The 14623-nt window shown below is 63.3% G+C and carries 15 protein-coding genes; all 15 read left to right on the forward strand.

Features of this window, described 5'->3' with window-relative positions:
- Nucleotides 1-149 precede the first annotated feature (149 nt).
- A complete protein-coding gene (locus AC1DYO_RS00295) occupies nt 150-1481 on the forward strand; it encodes an ABC transporter substrate-binding protein (protein WP_477259205.1) in 1332 nt (443 codons plus the stop codon).
- Nucleotides 1482-1588: 107 nt separating this feature from the next.
- Entirely contained in the window at nt 1589-2536 is a 948-nt protein-coding gene (locus tag AC1DYO_RS00300; RefSeq protein WP_477241872.1) for a carbohydrate ABC transporter permease, read from the forward strand.
- The gene (locus AC1DYO_RS00305; protein WP_477241238.1) at nt 2533-3483 is read left to right on the forward strand and encodes a carbohydrate ABC transporter permease; all 951 of its coding nucleotides are present in this window, start codon (nt 2533-2535) and stop codon (nt 3481-3483) included. Before AC1DYO_RS00300 ends, AC1DYO_RS00305 begins: the two co-directional genes overlap by 4 nt.
- Nucleotides 3480-3686: a hypothetical protein gene (locus tag AC1DYO_RS00310; protein WP_477241236.1), complete on the forward strand. Its 207-nt coding sequence runs from the start codon at nt 3480-3482 to the stop codon at nt 3684-3686. Before AC1DYO_RS00305 ends, AC1DYO_RS00310 begins: the two co-directional genes overlap by 4 nt.
- A 3-nt stretch (nt 3687-3689) precedes the next feature.
- Nucleotides 3690-4802, forward strand: coding sequence for an ABC transporter ATP-binding protein (locus AC1DYO_RS00315; RefSeq protein ID WP_477259207.1), 1113 nt, complete (start codon nt 3690-3692; stop codon nt 4800-4802).
- Nucleotides 4795-5808, forward strand: a complete 1014-nt coding sequence (locus AC1DYO_RS00320; protein WP_477259209.1) for an ABC transporter ATP-binding protein — start codon at nt 4795-4797, stop codon at nt 5806-5808. The genes AC1DYO_RS00315 and AC1DYO_RS00320 overlap by 8 nt, the downstream gene beginning before the upstream one ends.
- A gap of 79 nt (nt 5809-5887) precedes the next feature.
- Nucleotides 5888-7531, forward strand: a complete 1644-nt coding sequence (locus AC1DYO_RS00325) for a dihydroxyacetone kinase subunit DhaK (protein WP_477259211.1) — start codon at nt 5888-5890, stop codon at nt 7529-7531.
- Between the two features lie 70 nt (nt 7532-7601).
- Nucleotides 7602-8204, forward strand: a complete 603-nt coding sequence (gene dhaL, locus AC1DYO_RS00330; RefSeq protein WP_477259213.1) for a dihydroxyacetone kinase subunit DhaL — start codon at nt 7602-7604, stop codon at nt 8202-8204.
- A complete protein-coding gene (dhaM, locus tag AC1DYO_RS00335) occupies nt 8201-8590 on the forward strand; it encodes a dihydroxyacetone kinase phosphoryl donor subunit DhaM (protein WP_006206912.1) in 390 nt (129 codons plus the stop codon). Before dhaL ends, dhaM begins: the two co-directional genes overlap by 4 nt.
- 21 nt (nt 8591-8611) lie before the next feature.
- Nucleotides 8612-8914, forward strand: coding sequence for an HPr family phosphocarrier protein (locus tag AC1DYO_RS00340; RefSeq protein WP_181056479.1), 303 nt, complete (start codon nt 8612-8614; stop codon nt 8912-8914).
- Complete coding sequence (gene ptsP / locus AC1DYO_RS00345) at nt 8898-10484, forward strand: phosphoenolpyruvate--protein phosphotransferase (protein ID WP_477259216.1); 1587 nt, start codon at nt 8898-8900, stop codon at nt 10482-10484. Before AC1DYO_RS00340 ends, ptsP begins: the two co-directional genes overlap by 17 nt.
- An 11-nt stretch (nt 10485-10495) precedes the next feature.
- Nucleotides 10496-10921 carry a hypothetical protein gene (locus tag AC1DYO_RS00350; protein ID WP_477259218.1) on the forward strand — a complete coding sequence of 142 codons (426 nt, stop codon included), beginning with the start codon at nt 10496-10498 and terminating at the stop codon, nt 10919-10921.
- Between the two features lie 27 nt (nt 10922-10948).
- Nucleotides 10949-11935, forward strand: coding sequence for a dihydroxyacetone kinase subunit DhaK (gene dhaK / locus AC1DYO_RS00355; RefSeq protein ID WP_477259220.1), 987 nt, complete (start codon nt 10949-10951; stop codon nt 11933-11935).
- Nucleotides 11936-12594: 659 nt separating this feature from the next.
- Nucleotides 12595-13620, forward strand: a complete 1026-nt coding sequence (locus tag AC1DYO_RS00360) for a nucleotidyltransferase family protein (protein WP_477259222.1) — start codon at nt 12595-12597, stop codon at nt 13618-13620.
- Nucleotides 13610-14617, forward strand: a complete 1008-nt coding sequence (locus AC1DYO_RS00365; protein WP_477259224.1) for a formyltransferase family protein — start codon at nt 13610-13612, stop codon at nt 14615-14617. The genes AC1DYO_RS00360 and AC1DYO_RS00365 overlap by 11 nt, the downstream gene beginning before the upstream one ends.
- Nucleotides 14618-14623 lie beyond the last annotated feature (6 nt).

Here is a 14623-nt window from a genome sequence, read left to right on the forward strand (position 1 = left end):
TCGCTTGCGTTGTTTAGTAAAAATTGCATCACTAAACAAATTACTAAACATCTGCGCGCTACCGCGCCGCCATGTTTAGGCCCCGGAGGAGAGGGGTTGAAGGCTCTTGAAACCGTCATCCGGACGCGTTTCGCAAATGGGAGGAAGGCATGAAATCGACTTTGAAACTGGCGTTGGGACTGGCCTCGGCGATGTCTGCCTCGGCGGGCTTTTCGAACGCCGCGCATGCAGAAGATCTGACGCTTTGCTGGGCCGCCTGGGATCCGGCAAACGCGCTTGTGGAACTGTCCAAGGACTTTACCAAGGAAACCGGCATCGGCATGAAGTTCGAATTCGTGCCGTGGACCAACTATGCCGACCGCTTCCTCAATGAGCTGAATTCGCACGGCAAATTGTGCGACCTGATCATCGGCGACAGCCAGTGGATCGGCGGCTCGGCCGAGAACGGCCACTACGTCAAGCTGAACGACTTCTTCGACAAGGAGAAGATCAGCATGGACGACTTCGTGCCGGCAACCGTCGTCGGCTACTCGGAATGGCCGAAGAACACGCCGAACTACTGGGCGCTGCCGGCCATGGGCGACGTCGTCGGCTGGACCTACCGCAAGGACTGGTTCTCCAAGCCGGAACTGCAGAAGGAATTCAAGGAAAAGTACGGCTGGGATCTCGGCCCGCCGACCACCTTCGATCAGCTCAAGCAGATCGCCGAATTCTTCCAGAAGCGCGAGATCGACGGCAAGACCGTCTATGGCGCCTCGATCTATACCGAGCGCGGCTCCGAAGGCATCACCATGGGCGCCATGGACGTGCTCTACAGCTTCGGCTTCAAATACGAGAACCCCGACAAGCCCTACGAGATGGAAGGCATCGTCAACTCCGACAAATCGGTCAAGGGGCTGGAGTTCTACAAGGCGCTCTATGATTGCTGCACCCCTCCGGGCGCCTCGAACAGCTACATGGGCGAAGGCGTCGATGCCTTCAAATCCGGCCAGGTGGCGATGCACATGAACTTCGCCTTCACGTGGCCGGGCCTGCAGAAGGACGAGAATGTCGGCGGCGACAAGATCGGCTATTTCGTCAATCCCAAGGGTCCCGATGGCGAGCAGTTCGCCCAGCTCGGCGGCCAGGGCATCTCGGTGGTGTCCTATTCCGACAAGCAGGAATCGGCGCTGAAATACATCAAGTGGTTCGCCAATAAGGACGTACAGGCCAAGTGGTGGTCGCTCGGTGGTTATTCCTGCCTCAACGCGGTGGTCAAAGACCCGGGCTTCCCGGCCAGCCAGCCCTACGCGCAGACCTTCCTCGACTCGATGGCCATCGTGAAGGACTTCTGGGCCGAGCCGAGCTACGCGCCGCTGCTGCAGGCGTCGCAGAAGCGCTTCCACGACTATGTCGTCGCCGGCCAGGGTTCGGCCAAGGATGCGCTTGACGGCCTGGTCAAGGACTGGACGCAGGTGTTCCAGGACGACGGCAAGATGTAACGGCTCCTCCCGAGCCCGACCCGAGCGTCCCGTGCCGCCCTTGGCACGGGACGCAGTTCAGATAAATTCCATCGTAGAGACTTGACGTGACCGAAGCAGGACTCACCATGCTCAATCGGACTGCGGACAGCGTTGCCCGGGCGACCCCGGAGCCGTTGGCGCGCAAGGTCCGCGGCATCAGCGACAAGGGCCTCGCCTGGCTGTTCATCTCGCCAACGATGCTTTTGCTTCTGGCCATCAACATCTTCCCGCTGTTCTGGGCGATCTATCTGTCCTTCACCAACTACCGCGCCAACCGCCCCAACGAGGTGGTGAAGAACCTTGGCTTTGCCAACTACCAGCGCATCCTTGGCGACAAGGACATCTGGATCGCCATGCAGACGACGGCGCATTTCGTGTTCTGGACCATCCTCTTGCAGACGGTGATCGGCTTCACGCTGGCCTGGCTGATCGACCGCAAGTTCCGCGGCCACGCCTTCTGGACGACCATCATCCTGGTTCCGATGATGCTGTCGCCGGCGGTGGTCGGCAATTTCTGGCGCTTCCTCTACGAGCCGCAGATCGGGCTGTTCGCCTATGCCGTGTCGTTTGTATCAGGCATTCCGCCGACAGAAATCAGCATGCTCTCCAACGTGTCGCTGGCGCCCTGGTCGATCGTCATCGTCGACACCTGGATGTGGACGCCCTACGTGATGCTGATCTGCCTCGCGGGCTTACGCTCCATCCCCGAATACATCTATGAGGCGGCCGAGGTCGACCGCGCTTCCAACTGGCGGCAGTTCTGGTCGATCACGCTGCCGATGGCGCTGCCCTTCATCATGCTGGCGGTGCTGTTTCGCGGCATCGAGAATTTCAAGATGTTCGACATGGTCAACCTGCTCACCGGCGGCGGACCGGGCTCGACCACCGAGGTCGCCTCGATCACGCTGAAGCGGCAGGCCTTCGAAAGCTGGCGCACCGGCTATTCCTCGGCCTTCGCCATCATCCTGTTCGTCGCGGTGTTCGGCCTCGCCAACATCTACGTCAAGGCGCTCAACAAGGTGAAGCAGAGATGAGCCTGACATCAGCCCATTCGGTCGTCGCGCCCTCGGCAAATTCGAAGCGGATCGCCGGCGCCATCATCGTCGCCTACGCGCTGATCTCGATCGTGCCGCTGCTGTGGATCTTTGCCACCAGCTTCAAGACGCCGCCGGATTCGATTGCCTATCCGCCCAAGATCCTGTTCCAGCCGAGCCTTGAAGGCTACTGCAACCTGTTCACGACGCGCACAAGGCAGACGCCGGAGTACATCAACTCGCTCGGTCCGGCGACCGGCTTCTGCGACGAGACCACGCGCAAGCGCAACATGGTCATCGCCGGCCCGTCCAACTTCCTGCCGCGCTTCCTCAATTCGCTGATCATCGCCTTCGGCTCGACCTTCTGCGCCGTCTTCCTCGGCACGCTGTCGGCCTATGGCTTCTCACGCTTCAAGGTGCCGCTCGCCGATGACCTTCTGTTCTTCATCCTGTCGACGCGCTTCATGCCGCCGATCGCGGTCGCCATCCCGATCTACCTGATGTACCGCGAGCTTGGCCTGTCGGACACGGCACTCGGCATGATCCTGCTCTACACGGCGGTCAACGTGTCGCTGGCTGTGTGGCTGCTGAAGGGCTTCATCGACGAGATTCCGCGCGAATATGAGGAAGCGGCGATGATCGACGGCTATACGCGGCTGCAGGCCTTCTGGCGCACCGTGCTGCCGCAAGCCACGACCGGCATTGCCGCAACCGCCATCTTCTGCCTGATCTTCGCCTGGAACGAATATGCCTTCGCGGCGCTGCTGACCTCGGGCACGGCGCAGACCGCGCCGCCCTTCATCCCGACCATCATCGGCGAAGGCGGCCAGGACTGGCCGGCAGTGGCGGCCGGCACGACAATCTTCCTGGTGCCGATCCTGGTCTTCACCATCCTGCTCCGCAAGCAATTGCTGCGCGGCATCACCTTCGGCGCGGTGCGCAAATGACAATGATCAAGCCCGTAAAACGTAAATCGCGCTGGCCGGTCTGGGCCAGGCGCGGCCTCATGGAAAACATAGCGACGGCGCTGATCGCCATCGGCTTCCTGATGCTGTTCCAGCCCTTCGCGCTTTCGCTCTACACCTATTCCTTCATCACCATGCTTGCCGGCACCGTGATGTTCATCATCGTATCGAAGTTCCCGGAGTAGACGATGGCTGAGATCAGGGTTCAGCATCTGAGAAAAGCCTTCGGCGATTTCGTCGCCGTGCAGGACTCCAACTTCGTCGTCGAGGATGGCGAGTTCTTCGTCATGCTTGGGCCGTCGGGCTGCGGCAAGACGACGACGTTGCGCATGATTGCCGGGCTCGAACTGCCGACCGGCGGCCAGATCCTGCTCGGCGGCGAGGATGTCACCATGCGGCGGGCGCGGGAACGCGACATCGCCTTCGTGTTCCAGCTGTTCGCGCTCTACCCGCACATGAACGTGCGCAAGAACATCGGCTTCCCGCTTTTGGCGCAAGGCATGCCGTCGGCCGAAATCCGTGAACGGGTCGAAGAGACAGCGAAGCTGCTGCGCATCGACCATCTGCTCAACAAATCGGTCTCAGGGCTTGCCGGCGGCGACCGCCAGCGCGTGGCGCTCGGCCGCGCCATCGTGCGGCGGCCGAAATGCTTCCTGATGGACGAGCCGCTCGGCACGCTCGACACCGAGTTCCGCGATTTGATGGTGCACGAGCTGCGCGAGCTGCATAACCGCATCCACGCCACCACCGTCTATGTCACCCACGACCAGATGGAAGCGATGTCGATGGCCGACAAGATCGCGGTCATGAATCATGGCGTCATCGAACAGTTCGGCAGCCCACGCGAAATCTACGACCGCCCGGCCACCATGTTCGTCGCCGATTTCATCGGCTCGCCGCCGATGAATTTTCTCGGCTTCGGCGGCGGACTGGCAAAGGGTGCCAGGGAGATCGTCGTCCAGGGCGCCAGGGTGGCGGTACCGGAGGTGCGCGAGGATATCGCCCCGGCCGACATGGCGCTTGGCATCAGGCCCGAACACATCCGTTTCGATGACGCCTCGAAACTGCGCGGCGCCATTTACGGCACCGAATATCTCGGCACCACGCAGATCGTCGCGGTGGAGACGGCAGACGGCATCATCAAGGCCCGGGTGCCGGCCGAAATCCGGCTCGCGGCGGGCGATCATGTCGGCCTGACGCTGAGCAGCGCGCGGCTGTCGCTGTTCGAGAAGGGATCCGGCCGCGCGGTGCGCACCGCGATCCATGATTCAGCCTCTCAAGGGAGAGCGCAGCATGGCTGACGTGCACATCAGGAACGTGAACAAGAGCTTTGGCGAGCAGGTCGCCGTGGACAATCTCGACCTGCACATCGCCGATGGCGAATTCGTCGTGTTGCTCGGGCCGACCGGGGCCGGCAAGACGACGACGCTGCGACTGATCGCCGGGCTGGAACGCCCGGACAGCGGCACCATCCATATCGGTGGCCACAATGCGACGACGCTGTCACCGGCCGAACGCGACACCGCCTTCGTGTTCCAGCAATATTCGCTCTATCCGCACCTTTCGGTGTTCGACAACCTCGCCTTTCCGCTGCGCTCGCCGGCGCGAAAAATGCCGGAGGAGCAGATCCGCCGCCGTGTCGAGGATGTCGCCAGGATGGTGCGCATCCACCACAAGCTGAACAACCGCTCGACCAAACTCTCGGGTGGCGAGATGCAGCGCGTCGCCATCGGCCGCGCGCTGGTGCGCAAGCCGTCGATCTATCTGATGGACGAGCCGCTGTCGTCGCTCGACGCCAAGCTGCGCGCCGATCTCAGGCTCGAACTGAAGCGTATCCAGACCGAACTCGGCGCCACCATGCTCTATGTCACGCACGACCAGATCGAGGCGATGACGATGGCCGACCGCATCGGCATCCTCAATGAGGGCGTGCTGGTGCAGATCGGCACGCCGCGAAATATCTATTCGGAGCCGGCAAACCTTCATGTTGCGGCACGGCTCGGCCAGCCGGCGATCAATCTGCTGCCGACCGGTCTGCTGCCGGATGGCGGCACGCCGGCGGGTACCAAGACCATCGGCGCGCGCACCGAACATCTGTCGATCGAGAAAGCTGCGAACGGCCATTCTGATGGTGTCGTCGACTGGGTCGAGCATCTGGGCGACCAGAACCACCTGCATGTGACGGTGGGAAGCAAAAAGCTGGTGACGCTGACCGATCCCGATACGGATCTGGCGCAGGGCGACAGGGTCATGATCCGCTACCGCTCGCCGCTGTATTTCGGCACGGACGGGCAAAGATTGATGTGAATGGGGCTGATGTGAGGTTTTCGGTGTCTCGCCAAGGGTACGGCACCGGCTTCTGATTGACGAGTACAGGACGAATTCGATGAAGCACTTTTTCAACCGCAGGGAAACGATCGTCACCGAGGCGCTGGACGGTCTGTTGCGGACCATCGGTTCCGGCGATCTGGTGCGTCTCGACGGCTATCCCGAGATCAAGGTCGTGCTGCGCGCCGACTGGGACAAGGCAAAAGTTGCCGTCGTTTCCGGCGGCGGCGCCGGGCACGAACCGTCGCATGCCGGCTTCGTCGGCAAGGGCATGCTGACGGCGGCGGTCTCGGGCGAGATCTTTGCCTCGCCGAGCGTCGAGGCCGTGCTGGCGGCGATCCGCGCGGTGACCGGCCCGGCCGGCTGCCTGCTGATCGTCAAGAACTACACCGGCGACCGGCTCAATTTCGGCCTCGCGGCCGAGAAGGCGCGCGCCGAGGGCTTTCGCGTCGAGATGGCGATCGTCGCCGACGACATCGCTTTGCCGGACATCAACCAGCCGCGCGGCGTCGCCGGCACCTTGTTCGTACACAAGATATCAGGCCATTTGTCAGAGACCGGAAGCGATCTGACGTCCATTGCGACAGCGGCTCGCGCGGCGGCAAAAGACATCATCTCGCTCGGCATGTCGCTGTCGTCCTGCTCCATCCCGGGTCAACCGCACGAGGACCGATTTGGCGAAAACGACGGCGAACTCGGCCTCGGCATTCATGGCGAGCCGGGCGTCGAGCGCATCGCGGTGCAAAGCGCCGACAAGCTCGTAGCGATCATGGCGGAGCGGCTGGCAGCGCGGCTTGACCCGAAAGCCAGCCACGCGCTGCTGATCAACAATCTCGGCTCGGTGCCGCCGCTCGAAATGTCGCTGGTTGCCAATGCGGTGCTAGCCTCGCCACTGGCCAAGACGGTGAAGCTGGCGATCGGCCCCGGGCCGCTGATGACGGCGCTCAACATGAACGGCTTCTCGCTGTCGCTGATCAAGCTCGATGCCGTGCGCGAGGCGGCCTTGCTGGCGGCGGTCGGCCCGCATGCCTGGATGCCGGCAAAGCCGGTTGCAGCGCCTGCCATTGTGCCGATGGCGAAGGCAGCCGGACAAAGCGCGACGCGCAAGCCAAGTGAGGATGCGCGGACAAGGCGGCTTGTCGTCACGGTCTGCGAGCGCCTGATCGCGCTCGAAGAGGCTTTGAACGGGCTGGACGCCAAGGCGGGCGATGGCGATACCGGCTCGACGGTGGCGACCGGCGCGCGCAGCGTGCTGGAAAAGCTCGACACGCTGCCGCTTGCCGACCCGGCCGCAACGCTCGCGGCGGTGGGCGATCTTCTGGGCGTGGCGATGGGCGGCTCCTCGGGCGTGCTGTTGTCGATCTTCTTCACCGCAGCAGCGCAGGCTTCCAATTCCGATGCGACCTTGTCCAGGGCGCTGCTTGCCGGCCTTGACCGCATGACCTTCTACGGCGGCGCAAGGATCGGCGACCGCACAATGGTCGATGCCCTGGAGCCGGCGCTGAAAGCGCTCGATGCCAGAAGCCTGGAGGCGGCGGCGACAGCCGCCCGGCACGGTGCCGAAGCGACCGCGGCCATGGAGAAGGCGAAGGCCGGACGCTCCGCCTATGTCGGCACCAAATTGCAGGGCGTGGTCGACCCTGGCGCCCATGCCGTGGCCGAAGTGTTCGCGGCCGCCGCCGCGCTGCATGCAACGGCCTGATGGCATGCTTCAGTTGTCGAATGAAAATTCTTTCGATACTGCCGGCAGGACCGAAACCGGGAATTTGGACATGGCGGCGTTGGACCTTGCCGGGCTGATCACAGCCGCAGCGGATACGATTGCCGCTCACGCGGAAGAGCTGACCGCGCTGGACCAGGCGATCGGCGACGGCGACCACGGGCTGAACATGAAGCGCGGCTTCGAGGCCGTGCGGGCCGAGGCCCAGGCGTTTTCGGCCAAGCCGCTGCCGGAGGCCCTGAAGGCGATCGGCACCAAGCTGGTGATGACGGTGGGCGGTGCTTCCGGACCGCTGTTCGGCACGCTGTTCCTGGCGCTGGGCAAGGAGATTTCGGCGGAGCCGGATCGCGCCAACCTGACGGCGGCCTTCGGCAAGGCAATCGAAGCCGTGGGCGCGCGCGGCAAATCACAAGTCGGGCAAAAGACCATGCTTGATGTGCTGCAGCCGGCATACGAGGCGCTGGTGGCGGGAAAGTCGGCGGCGGAAATCGCCGATATCGCCGATCGTGCGGCGGATGCCACCGTGCCGATGAAGGCTCTGCGCGGCCGCGCCTCGTTCCTCGGCGACCGCTCCATCGGCCATATGGATGCCGGCGGACGCTCGGTCGCGCTGCTGGTGCGGACGATCAGCGAAACGCTGGAAGGTCAGCCATGAGCAATGTCGGCATCGTCATCGTCTCGCATTCGCCGCTGGTTGCCGAAGGCACGGCCGACATGGTGCGCCAGATGGTGGGCGACGAAGTGCCGCTTGCATGGTGCGGCGGAAACGGCCATGGCGGACTCGGCACCAGTGTCGAGGCGATTATGGGCGCCATCGAAAAGGCGTGGTCGGAGGCGGGTGTCGCCATCCTCGTCGATCTCGGCGGCGCCGAGACCAACTCGGAGATGGCGGTGGAAATGATCGGCGAGCCGCGGGCGCAGAAGATTATCGTCTGCAACGCGCCGATCGTCGAAGGCGCGGTGATGGCCGCGACGGAGGCGTCCGGCGGCGCCTCGCTGAAGGAAGTGGTGGCGACGGCGCATGAATTGTCGCCGTCGTGAGTGAATGGGAATTTTGAGCGCATGTCCGCATTTGCCGAAGCGACCGTCCTGATCACCCACGAGGTGGGACTGCACGCACGCCCTTCGGTGAAGTTCACCAAGCTTGCCAAGAGCTTTGCCGCCGAAGTGGAAATTGCGCTTGCCGCCAACGGCCCGTGGTTCGACGCCAAGAGCATCGTCAAGGTGATGGCGACCAGAGCGCCGAAAGGCACCATGCTGCATATCAGGGCCAGTGGCGAAGCCGCCACTGAGGCGGTCGGCGCGCTGGCCGAGCTGGTGCGGCGCGATTTCGACGAGGGCGCGGGCCATGCCCGAACCGCTTAGGCTGCAAGGCATTTCGGCCTCGGCGGGCTATGCCGAAGGGCCGCTGTTCAATCTCGACAACGGCCCTGCGCGTTACACGGGCAAGGCGACGGCCGGCGAGGAGAAGGCTGCACTGGAAGCAGCTATCGCCAGCGCGAGTGACCGGCTCGCGACCCTGATCGAAACCGCCGATGACGAGGCCGCCGGCATTCTCGAATTCCAGCTCGCCATGCTGGAGGACGATGCCCTGACCGGACCGGCCTTTGCGGCGATCCCGTCCGGAATGCCGGCCGACATGGCCTGGCGGCAGGCGCTGGACGCCGAGATCGCCGGCTACGACACGTCAGACCAGGATTATTTCCGGGCGCGCGCTGCCGACATGCGTGACATCCGGGATCGAGTGCTGCGCGCGCTGACCGAGGAGGATGAGAGCGCCGCACCTGCCGGCGCCATTCTCTATGGCGAGGACATTGCGCCGACACGCTTTCTGGAGACCGACTGGAGCGCCGGTGGCGGCATCGCGCTGAGGGCCGGCAGCACCGCCAGCCACGTCGCCATGCTGGCGCGCTCGCGCGGTGTGCCCATGGTAGTGGGACTTGGTTCTTCGCCGGCTAATCCCAGTGGCCTGGCCCTGCTCGATGCCGAGCATGGCGGCATTGTATTGGCGCCCTCAAAGGCCGAGATCGAAATCTTTCGCCGTTCGTCGTCTTCCTTTGCGGCACGCCGCGACAAGGCCGAAGCCTATCTGGCGAAACCGGCGGTAACCAAGGCCGGCACGACTGTGCGCGTACAGGTCAACATCGCCGATCCGTCCGAGGTCGGCAGCATCGGCATCGCAACCTGCGACGGCGTCGGGCTGATGCGCACCGAATTCCTGTTCGGCAAGGCGCCGCTGGATGAGGAAACGCAGTACCACGCCTACCGCAAGGTGCTGGAATGGGCAGGCGAGAAGCCGGTGACCATCCGCACTGTCGATGCCGGCGGCGACAAGCCGGTGCCGGGCTTCACCGTCGAGGAGAGCAACCCGTTCCTGGGCCTGCGCGGCATCAGGCTGTCGCTGGCAAGGCCGGACGTGTTTCGTGTGCAGATCCGGGCGTTGCTGCGCGCCGCCGTGCACGGCAATCTGAAGGTGATGTTTCCAATGATCGCCGTCACCGAGGAGTACCAACGTGCCGCCGCTCTGTTCGCCGAGGAGCAGGCTGGCCTCATCGCGCGTGGCATCGCGCAGAAAATGCCGCCGCTCGGCATCATGGTCGAGGTGCCGTCTGTGGCGATCGCGCCGGATGCGTTTGCCGATGTCGCCTTCTTCTCGATCGGCTCCAACGATTTGACCCAATATGTGATGGCCGCCGCCCGCGACAACGCTGCGGTGGCACACCTCAATTCGGTCCGCCATCCGGCCGTGCTGCGGCTGATCGCTGCGGTGATCGCGTTCGGCTTGCGCGCCAAAATTCCGGTCAGCCTGTGCGGCGATGCCGGCGGCGACCCGGCCTCAATACCGGCGCTGCTCGAGGCCGGCCTGCGCGATCTCTCGGTGGCCCCTGCCCAACTCGCCATGGCCAAAGCGGCCATCTCAGATGTTTTGGTCTAGGCGTGGCTGAGATGGTCGACAAGACACCAGAACCCGGCTCAGAAGAGGCGATCCGCGCCTACAAGACGATCCTGTCGCAGGTGATCGACCAGCGCCCGTCGGGCATGCGCCAGCGTCTTGCCGATGCGCTGGGCAAGCACCGCAGCTTTGTGACGCAAATCTCCAGCCCGGCCTATTTGATCCCGATCCCGTCAAAACATTTGCCGGCTATTTTCTCGGTCTGCCATTTCAGCCCGGCCGAGCGCGATCATTTTCTCGCCGCCTACCATCTGGCGCATCCGGGCAAGATGTCTATCGCGGCGGGCATGCGCAAGACACGCCATGTCTCGCTGATCGTGCCCGATTTCGGTGACGACAAGCAGAATGCGGCGCTCGATCGGGCGATCAACGAATTCATCCAGAAGATCACCAGCATCACCGGTAGGAGTGGTGGCTGATTGTCGCGTGCCGTGTCGGGAGGACACATGAAGAAATTTATGAATTCAGTCGACACGGTGCTGACCGAAAGCCTCGATGGTTTCGTTGCCGCCCATGCCGACATTCTGGTGCTGGGTGACGAGCACAAATTCATCCGCCGCAAGGTGCTGAAGTCGGGGAAAGTGGCGCTGATCTCGGGCGGCGGCTCCGGTCACGAGCCACTGCACGCCGGCTTTGTCGGCCACGGCATGCTGGACGCTGCCTGCCCCGGCCAAGTCTTCACCTCGCCAACGCCGGACCAGATGCTGGCGGCTGCGGCGGCCGTCGATACCGGCGCCGGCTGCCTGTTCATCGTTAAGAATTATGAGGGCGATGTGATGAATTTCGACATGGCGGCCGAGATGACCGACGGCGTCCTGCAGGTGGTGATCAATGACGACGTCGCGGTCGAGAACTCGTCCTACACCACCGGCCGGCGCGGCGTCGCCGGCACGCTGGTGGTCGAGAAGATCGTCGGCGCCGCCGCCGAGCGAGGCATGGCGCTGGCGGATCTCAAGGCACTTGGCGATCGGGTCAACGGTGCGACGCGTTCGATGGGTGTGGCGCTGACCAGTTGCACCGTGCCGGCAGCCGGCAGGCCGACCTTCGACATTGGGGACGGCGAGATGGAATTCGGGGTCGGCATTCACGGCGAGCCCGGCCGGCGTCGCGATACGTTAAAAAGCGCCGATGTCATCGCCGAAGAAATCTGCACCGCGATCCTGGGCGATTTCGGTGACAGGGCGAGAGGTCCTGCGCTGCTGTTCATCAACGGCTTCGGCGGCACGCCGCTGATGGAGCTTTATGTGATGTACAATAGCGCCCGAAAAATCTTCGAAAAGCACGGCGTGACGGTGACCCGCTCGCTGGTCGGGTCCTATGTGACGTCGCTCGACATGGCCGGCTGCTCGATCACGCTGACCATGCTGGATGATGAGGCGACGTCATTGTGGGACGCACCAGTGCGCACAGCCGCGCTACGCTGGGGGGTCTAGCGGGAAGGCTTTGTGTGCCGAGACGCTGACAGGCGACCTAATGCATGTCGCCAAAAGTGCGCAGCGGTTTTGGGACAACGACATGCATAAAGCGCGTCGCATTAGGCCGTTCAGGCGCGACGCGCTTTAGCCGTCAGCCCGACGGACCCGTCGGCCCCGACTGAAGGATGACCGCCGTGACGCTGGATAGTTTGCCAGCCTTGCGCAGCGCCGGCGTCTCATATTGCTTCTTGGTCATCGCATTCCCCCTCTGCCGGCAAGTCCAGCAGTCACGCGCCCAACCGGTCATGCGGCCTGGTTGGCCGACGCTCCGGCCCAGCCAACGACGTCTCAGATCTGCTTTGACGGCCCACCGGCAACCAGACTGGACAGTTTTCCCGCCTTGCGCAGCACAGGCGCCTCATACTTTTTCTTGGTCATTTCCAAACACCCTTTGAGTCCGGTGGGAAAGAATGGACGGAAACCCCGGAAAGTCAATTCATGAGCCGGTTCTGCCACCACACGCTGGCTTCATGCATGCTTTTCTGCAACATACGCCTCCCAGAGCAGTTCGCCGAAACGGCGACTGCTCTAGTTTCTTGTTTTGACGCAATTCCGGACGGAAAACCGCTTCACACTTTTCCTGGAATTGCTCCACTAGGCTAACGTCATCCGGGTTAATGCTGCCATCTCTTGCACCTGCCGATGAAAAACTGCTGCTGACCTTCGCCGATCCGGAGGCGCCGGCTGCCGTTGGCAGTGACGTTGCTGCCAAAAGCTTGCTGGCGCTGCTCGCCAATGCCGAGTTCCACGGCGTGCTGCCGATCATGCTGCGCAAGCTCAGGGAAATCGGCGACGCCCAATTGCCGGCGGACGCAGCCTTGCAGCAGAAATTGTCGGACCTGCGCGACCAGTCGACGCTGGCGACCGGCCAGTCGATGCTGCTGCAGTATCATGGTGATCGCATCATGAAGGCATTGGCGGCGAAAGGCGTTCCGGCCCGCATCGTCAAGGGTCCGGTGTTCGCGCGCAAACTTTACCGCCACGCCGCCGACCGGCCGTTCACCGACATCGACATTCTCGTCGAGCCGGCCAGCATCGCCGAGGCCAACACGGTGATCGCCGGATGCGGCTTCGAGCTGTGGAGCGGCGAAGCGCAGTCGCAGGATCTGCAGGAGTTCAAATGGCTGGAGAAGGAGAATACCAGCCTGCTGATCGAACTGCACGGCAATCTGGTGCATGATTCCGGTATGCGGCGGCGGCTGTCGTTGGGCTTTCGCGAATTGCAGACCATCGATGGCGGCGAGGCCGACACGCCGGCCGCGCTACTGACCATCGCCATCGTGCATGCCGCGGGCGGCCACAAGTTCCACCGGCTGCAGCTTTGCGTTGACGTGCTGCAAGGCGTACGCGCGCTGCGCTCATCCGTGGATGAGGACCGGTTGTTCGAGGCGGCGCGCATGAGCGGCATCGAGCTCGAACTGGCGACGGTTCTCAATGTGACGGGGCGGCTGTTTAATGCAGCGCGCGCGATCGAACTTGCTGGGCGCATCAAGCCCGACCTCTCGATACGCCTGGCCAAATGGCTCATCACCGGCGATACGCTGCTCGGCGTCAATTCCAGGGACAAGATGCATTCGCGCCTGCGTCGCGACGCCTTCCGCTGGGTCCAGCGGCTTAGCCGATCCAAGTCTCATGCGGCCTGAGCAGGCAGTGGATCCGGGAGCGTCGCTCTCGGCTGTCTTTGTCAGCGAAATCTCGTCTCTCACCGCACCGATGCTGGCTGCCTGGGTTGAGAAAGGCCATCGCATCGCGGCCGTGGTCGTGCCCGGCCCGCGGTCGGGCAAGCAGTCGAGCGTCAGCACCTGGCGCCGGCGCCGACGCCGTCGGTCGATTTTAAGGCGCTACCTTGGCCACAGACATCCACCGCTGATCGAATTCGGTCCGTCCCATGATTGGGCTGAGCTGGGGCGGCAGCTAGCTGGGCTCGAGGCCGATCTCCTGATCTGCTTCGGTTTTCGTGGGCTGATCCCGCAGGCGGTGCTGACACTATTTCGAAACGGCGGATTGAACCTTCATCCGGCGCTGCTGCCGCACTATCGCGGCCCTCATCCGATCCACAGGCTGGTCATCGACGGCAACCATGAAATCCACGGCGGTGTGACCCTTCACAAGATGACGCCGGCATTCGACCAGGGTGATATTCTGGCGCAGGTCGCGTTGTCCATCGAGGATTGGCATTCGGCGACGACCGTCTCAACCGCTATAACCAGCGCAATGGCCAGGCTGGTGGCGGACGCCGCACCCGAGCATTGCCGTGGCAGGCTAACTGGTATACCCCAGCCCAGCGGCGGGTATGTTTGGGCGCAACTGGAGCGAAGCCCGCTGATCGTTGGCGGTGAATCGTCGAGCGCCCATGTCGCCCGACTATGCCGCATCATAGGGCCCAGCGTTGCGGTCAACGTGCTGGTAAACGGAAAACCGGTTCGACTGGCGCAGCCTATCCTGCGGCCCCGACCCGTGACCGGCAAGGCGTCGATGCACAGATGGGGAGTTGTGGCATTTGATTGCGCAGATGGGCGCGTTGTTCACCTGGCCTACAACCGGCTAACCCGACTGCTTATGCAACTGCAGCGAAAGCTCGGATCCGTGGGGCAGCGAAGGCCGGCGCTTCCGATACAAAAATTTGGATCCAAGGATTAAATGTGC

It is taken from the genome of Mesorhizobium sp. P2_F5 (assembly GCF_056403715.1).

What these genes read in the sequence shown, in the direction of transcription:
- AC1DYO_RS00295 (WP_477259205.1), top strand. Translation starts at nt 150, where the DNA reads ATGAAATCGACTTTGAAACTGGCGTTGGGACTGGCCTCGGCGATGTCT.
- AC1DYO_RS00300 (WP_477241872.1), top strand. Translation starts at nt 1,589, where the DNA reads ATGCTCAATCGGACTGCGGACAGCGTTGCCCGGGCGACCCCGGAGCCG.
- AC1DYO_RS00305 (WP_477241238.1), top strand. Translation starts at nt 2,533, where the DNA reads ATGAGCCTGACATCAGCCCATTCGGTCGTCGCGCCCTCGGCAAATTCG.
- AC1DYO_RS00310 (WP_477241236.1), top strand. Translation starts at nt 3,480, where the DNA reads ATGACAATGATCAAGCCCGTAAAACGTAAATCGCGCTGGCCGGTCTGG.
- AC1DYO_RS00315 (WP_477259207.1), top strand. Translation starts at nt 3,690, where the DNA reads ATGGCTGAGATCAGGGTTCAGCATCTGAGAAAAGCCTTCGGCGATTTC.
- AC1DYO_RS00320 (WP_477259209.1), top strand. Translation starts at nt 4,795, where the DNA reads ATGGCTGACGTGCACATCAGGAACGTGAACAAGAGCTTTGGCGAGCAG.
- AC1DYO_RS00325 (WP_477259211.1), top strand. Translation starts at nt 5,888, where the DNA reads ATGAAGCACTTTTTCAACCGCAGGGAAACGATCGTCACCGAGGCGCTG.
- dhaL (WP_477259213.1), top strand. Translation starts at nt 7,602, where the DNA reads ATGGCGGCGTTGGACCTTGCCGGGCTGATCACAGCCGCAGCGGATACG.
- dhaM (WP_006206912.1), top strand. Translation starts at nt 8,201, where the DNA reads ATGAGCAATGTCGGCATCGTCATCGTCTCGCATTCGCCGCTGGTTGCC.
- AC1DYO_RS00340 (WP_181056479.1), top strand. Translation starts at nt 8,612, where the DNA reads ATGTCCGCATTTGCCGAAGCGACCGTCCTGATCACCCACGAGGTGGGA.
- ptsP (WP_477259216.1), top strand. Translation starts at nt 8,898, where the DNA reads ATGCCCGAACCGCTTAGGCTGCAAGGCATTTCGGCCTCGGCGGGCTAT.
- AC1DYO_RS00350 (WP_477259218.1), top strand. Translation starts at nt 10,496, where the DNA reads ATGGTCGACAAGACACCAGAACCCGGCTCAGAAGAGGCGATCCGCGCC.
- dhaK (WP_477259220.1), top strand. Translation starts at nt 10,949, where the DNA reads ATGAAGAAATTTATGAATTCAGTCGACACGGTGCTGACCGAAAGCCTC.
- AC1DYO_RS00360 (WP_477259222.1), top strand. Translation starts at nt 12,595, where the DNA reads ATGCTGCCATCTCTTGCACCTGCCGATGAAAAACTGCTGCTGACCTTC.
- AC1DYO_RS00365 (WP_477259224.1), top strand. Translation starts at nt 13,610, where the DNA reads ATGCGGCCTGAGCAGGCAGTGGATCCGGGAGCGTCGCTCTCGGCTGTC.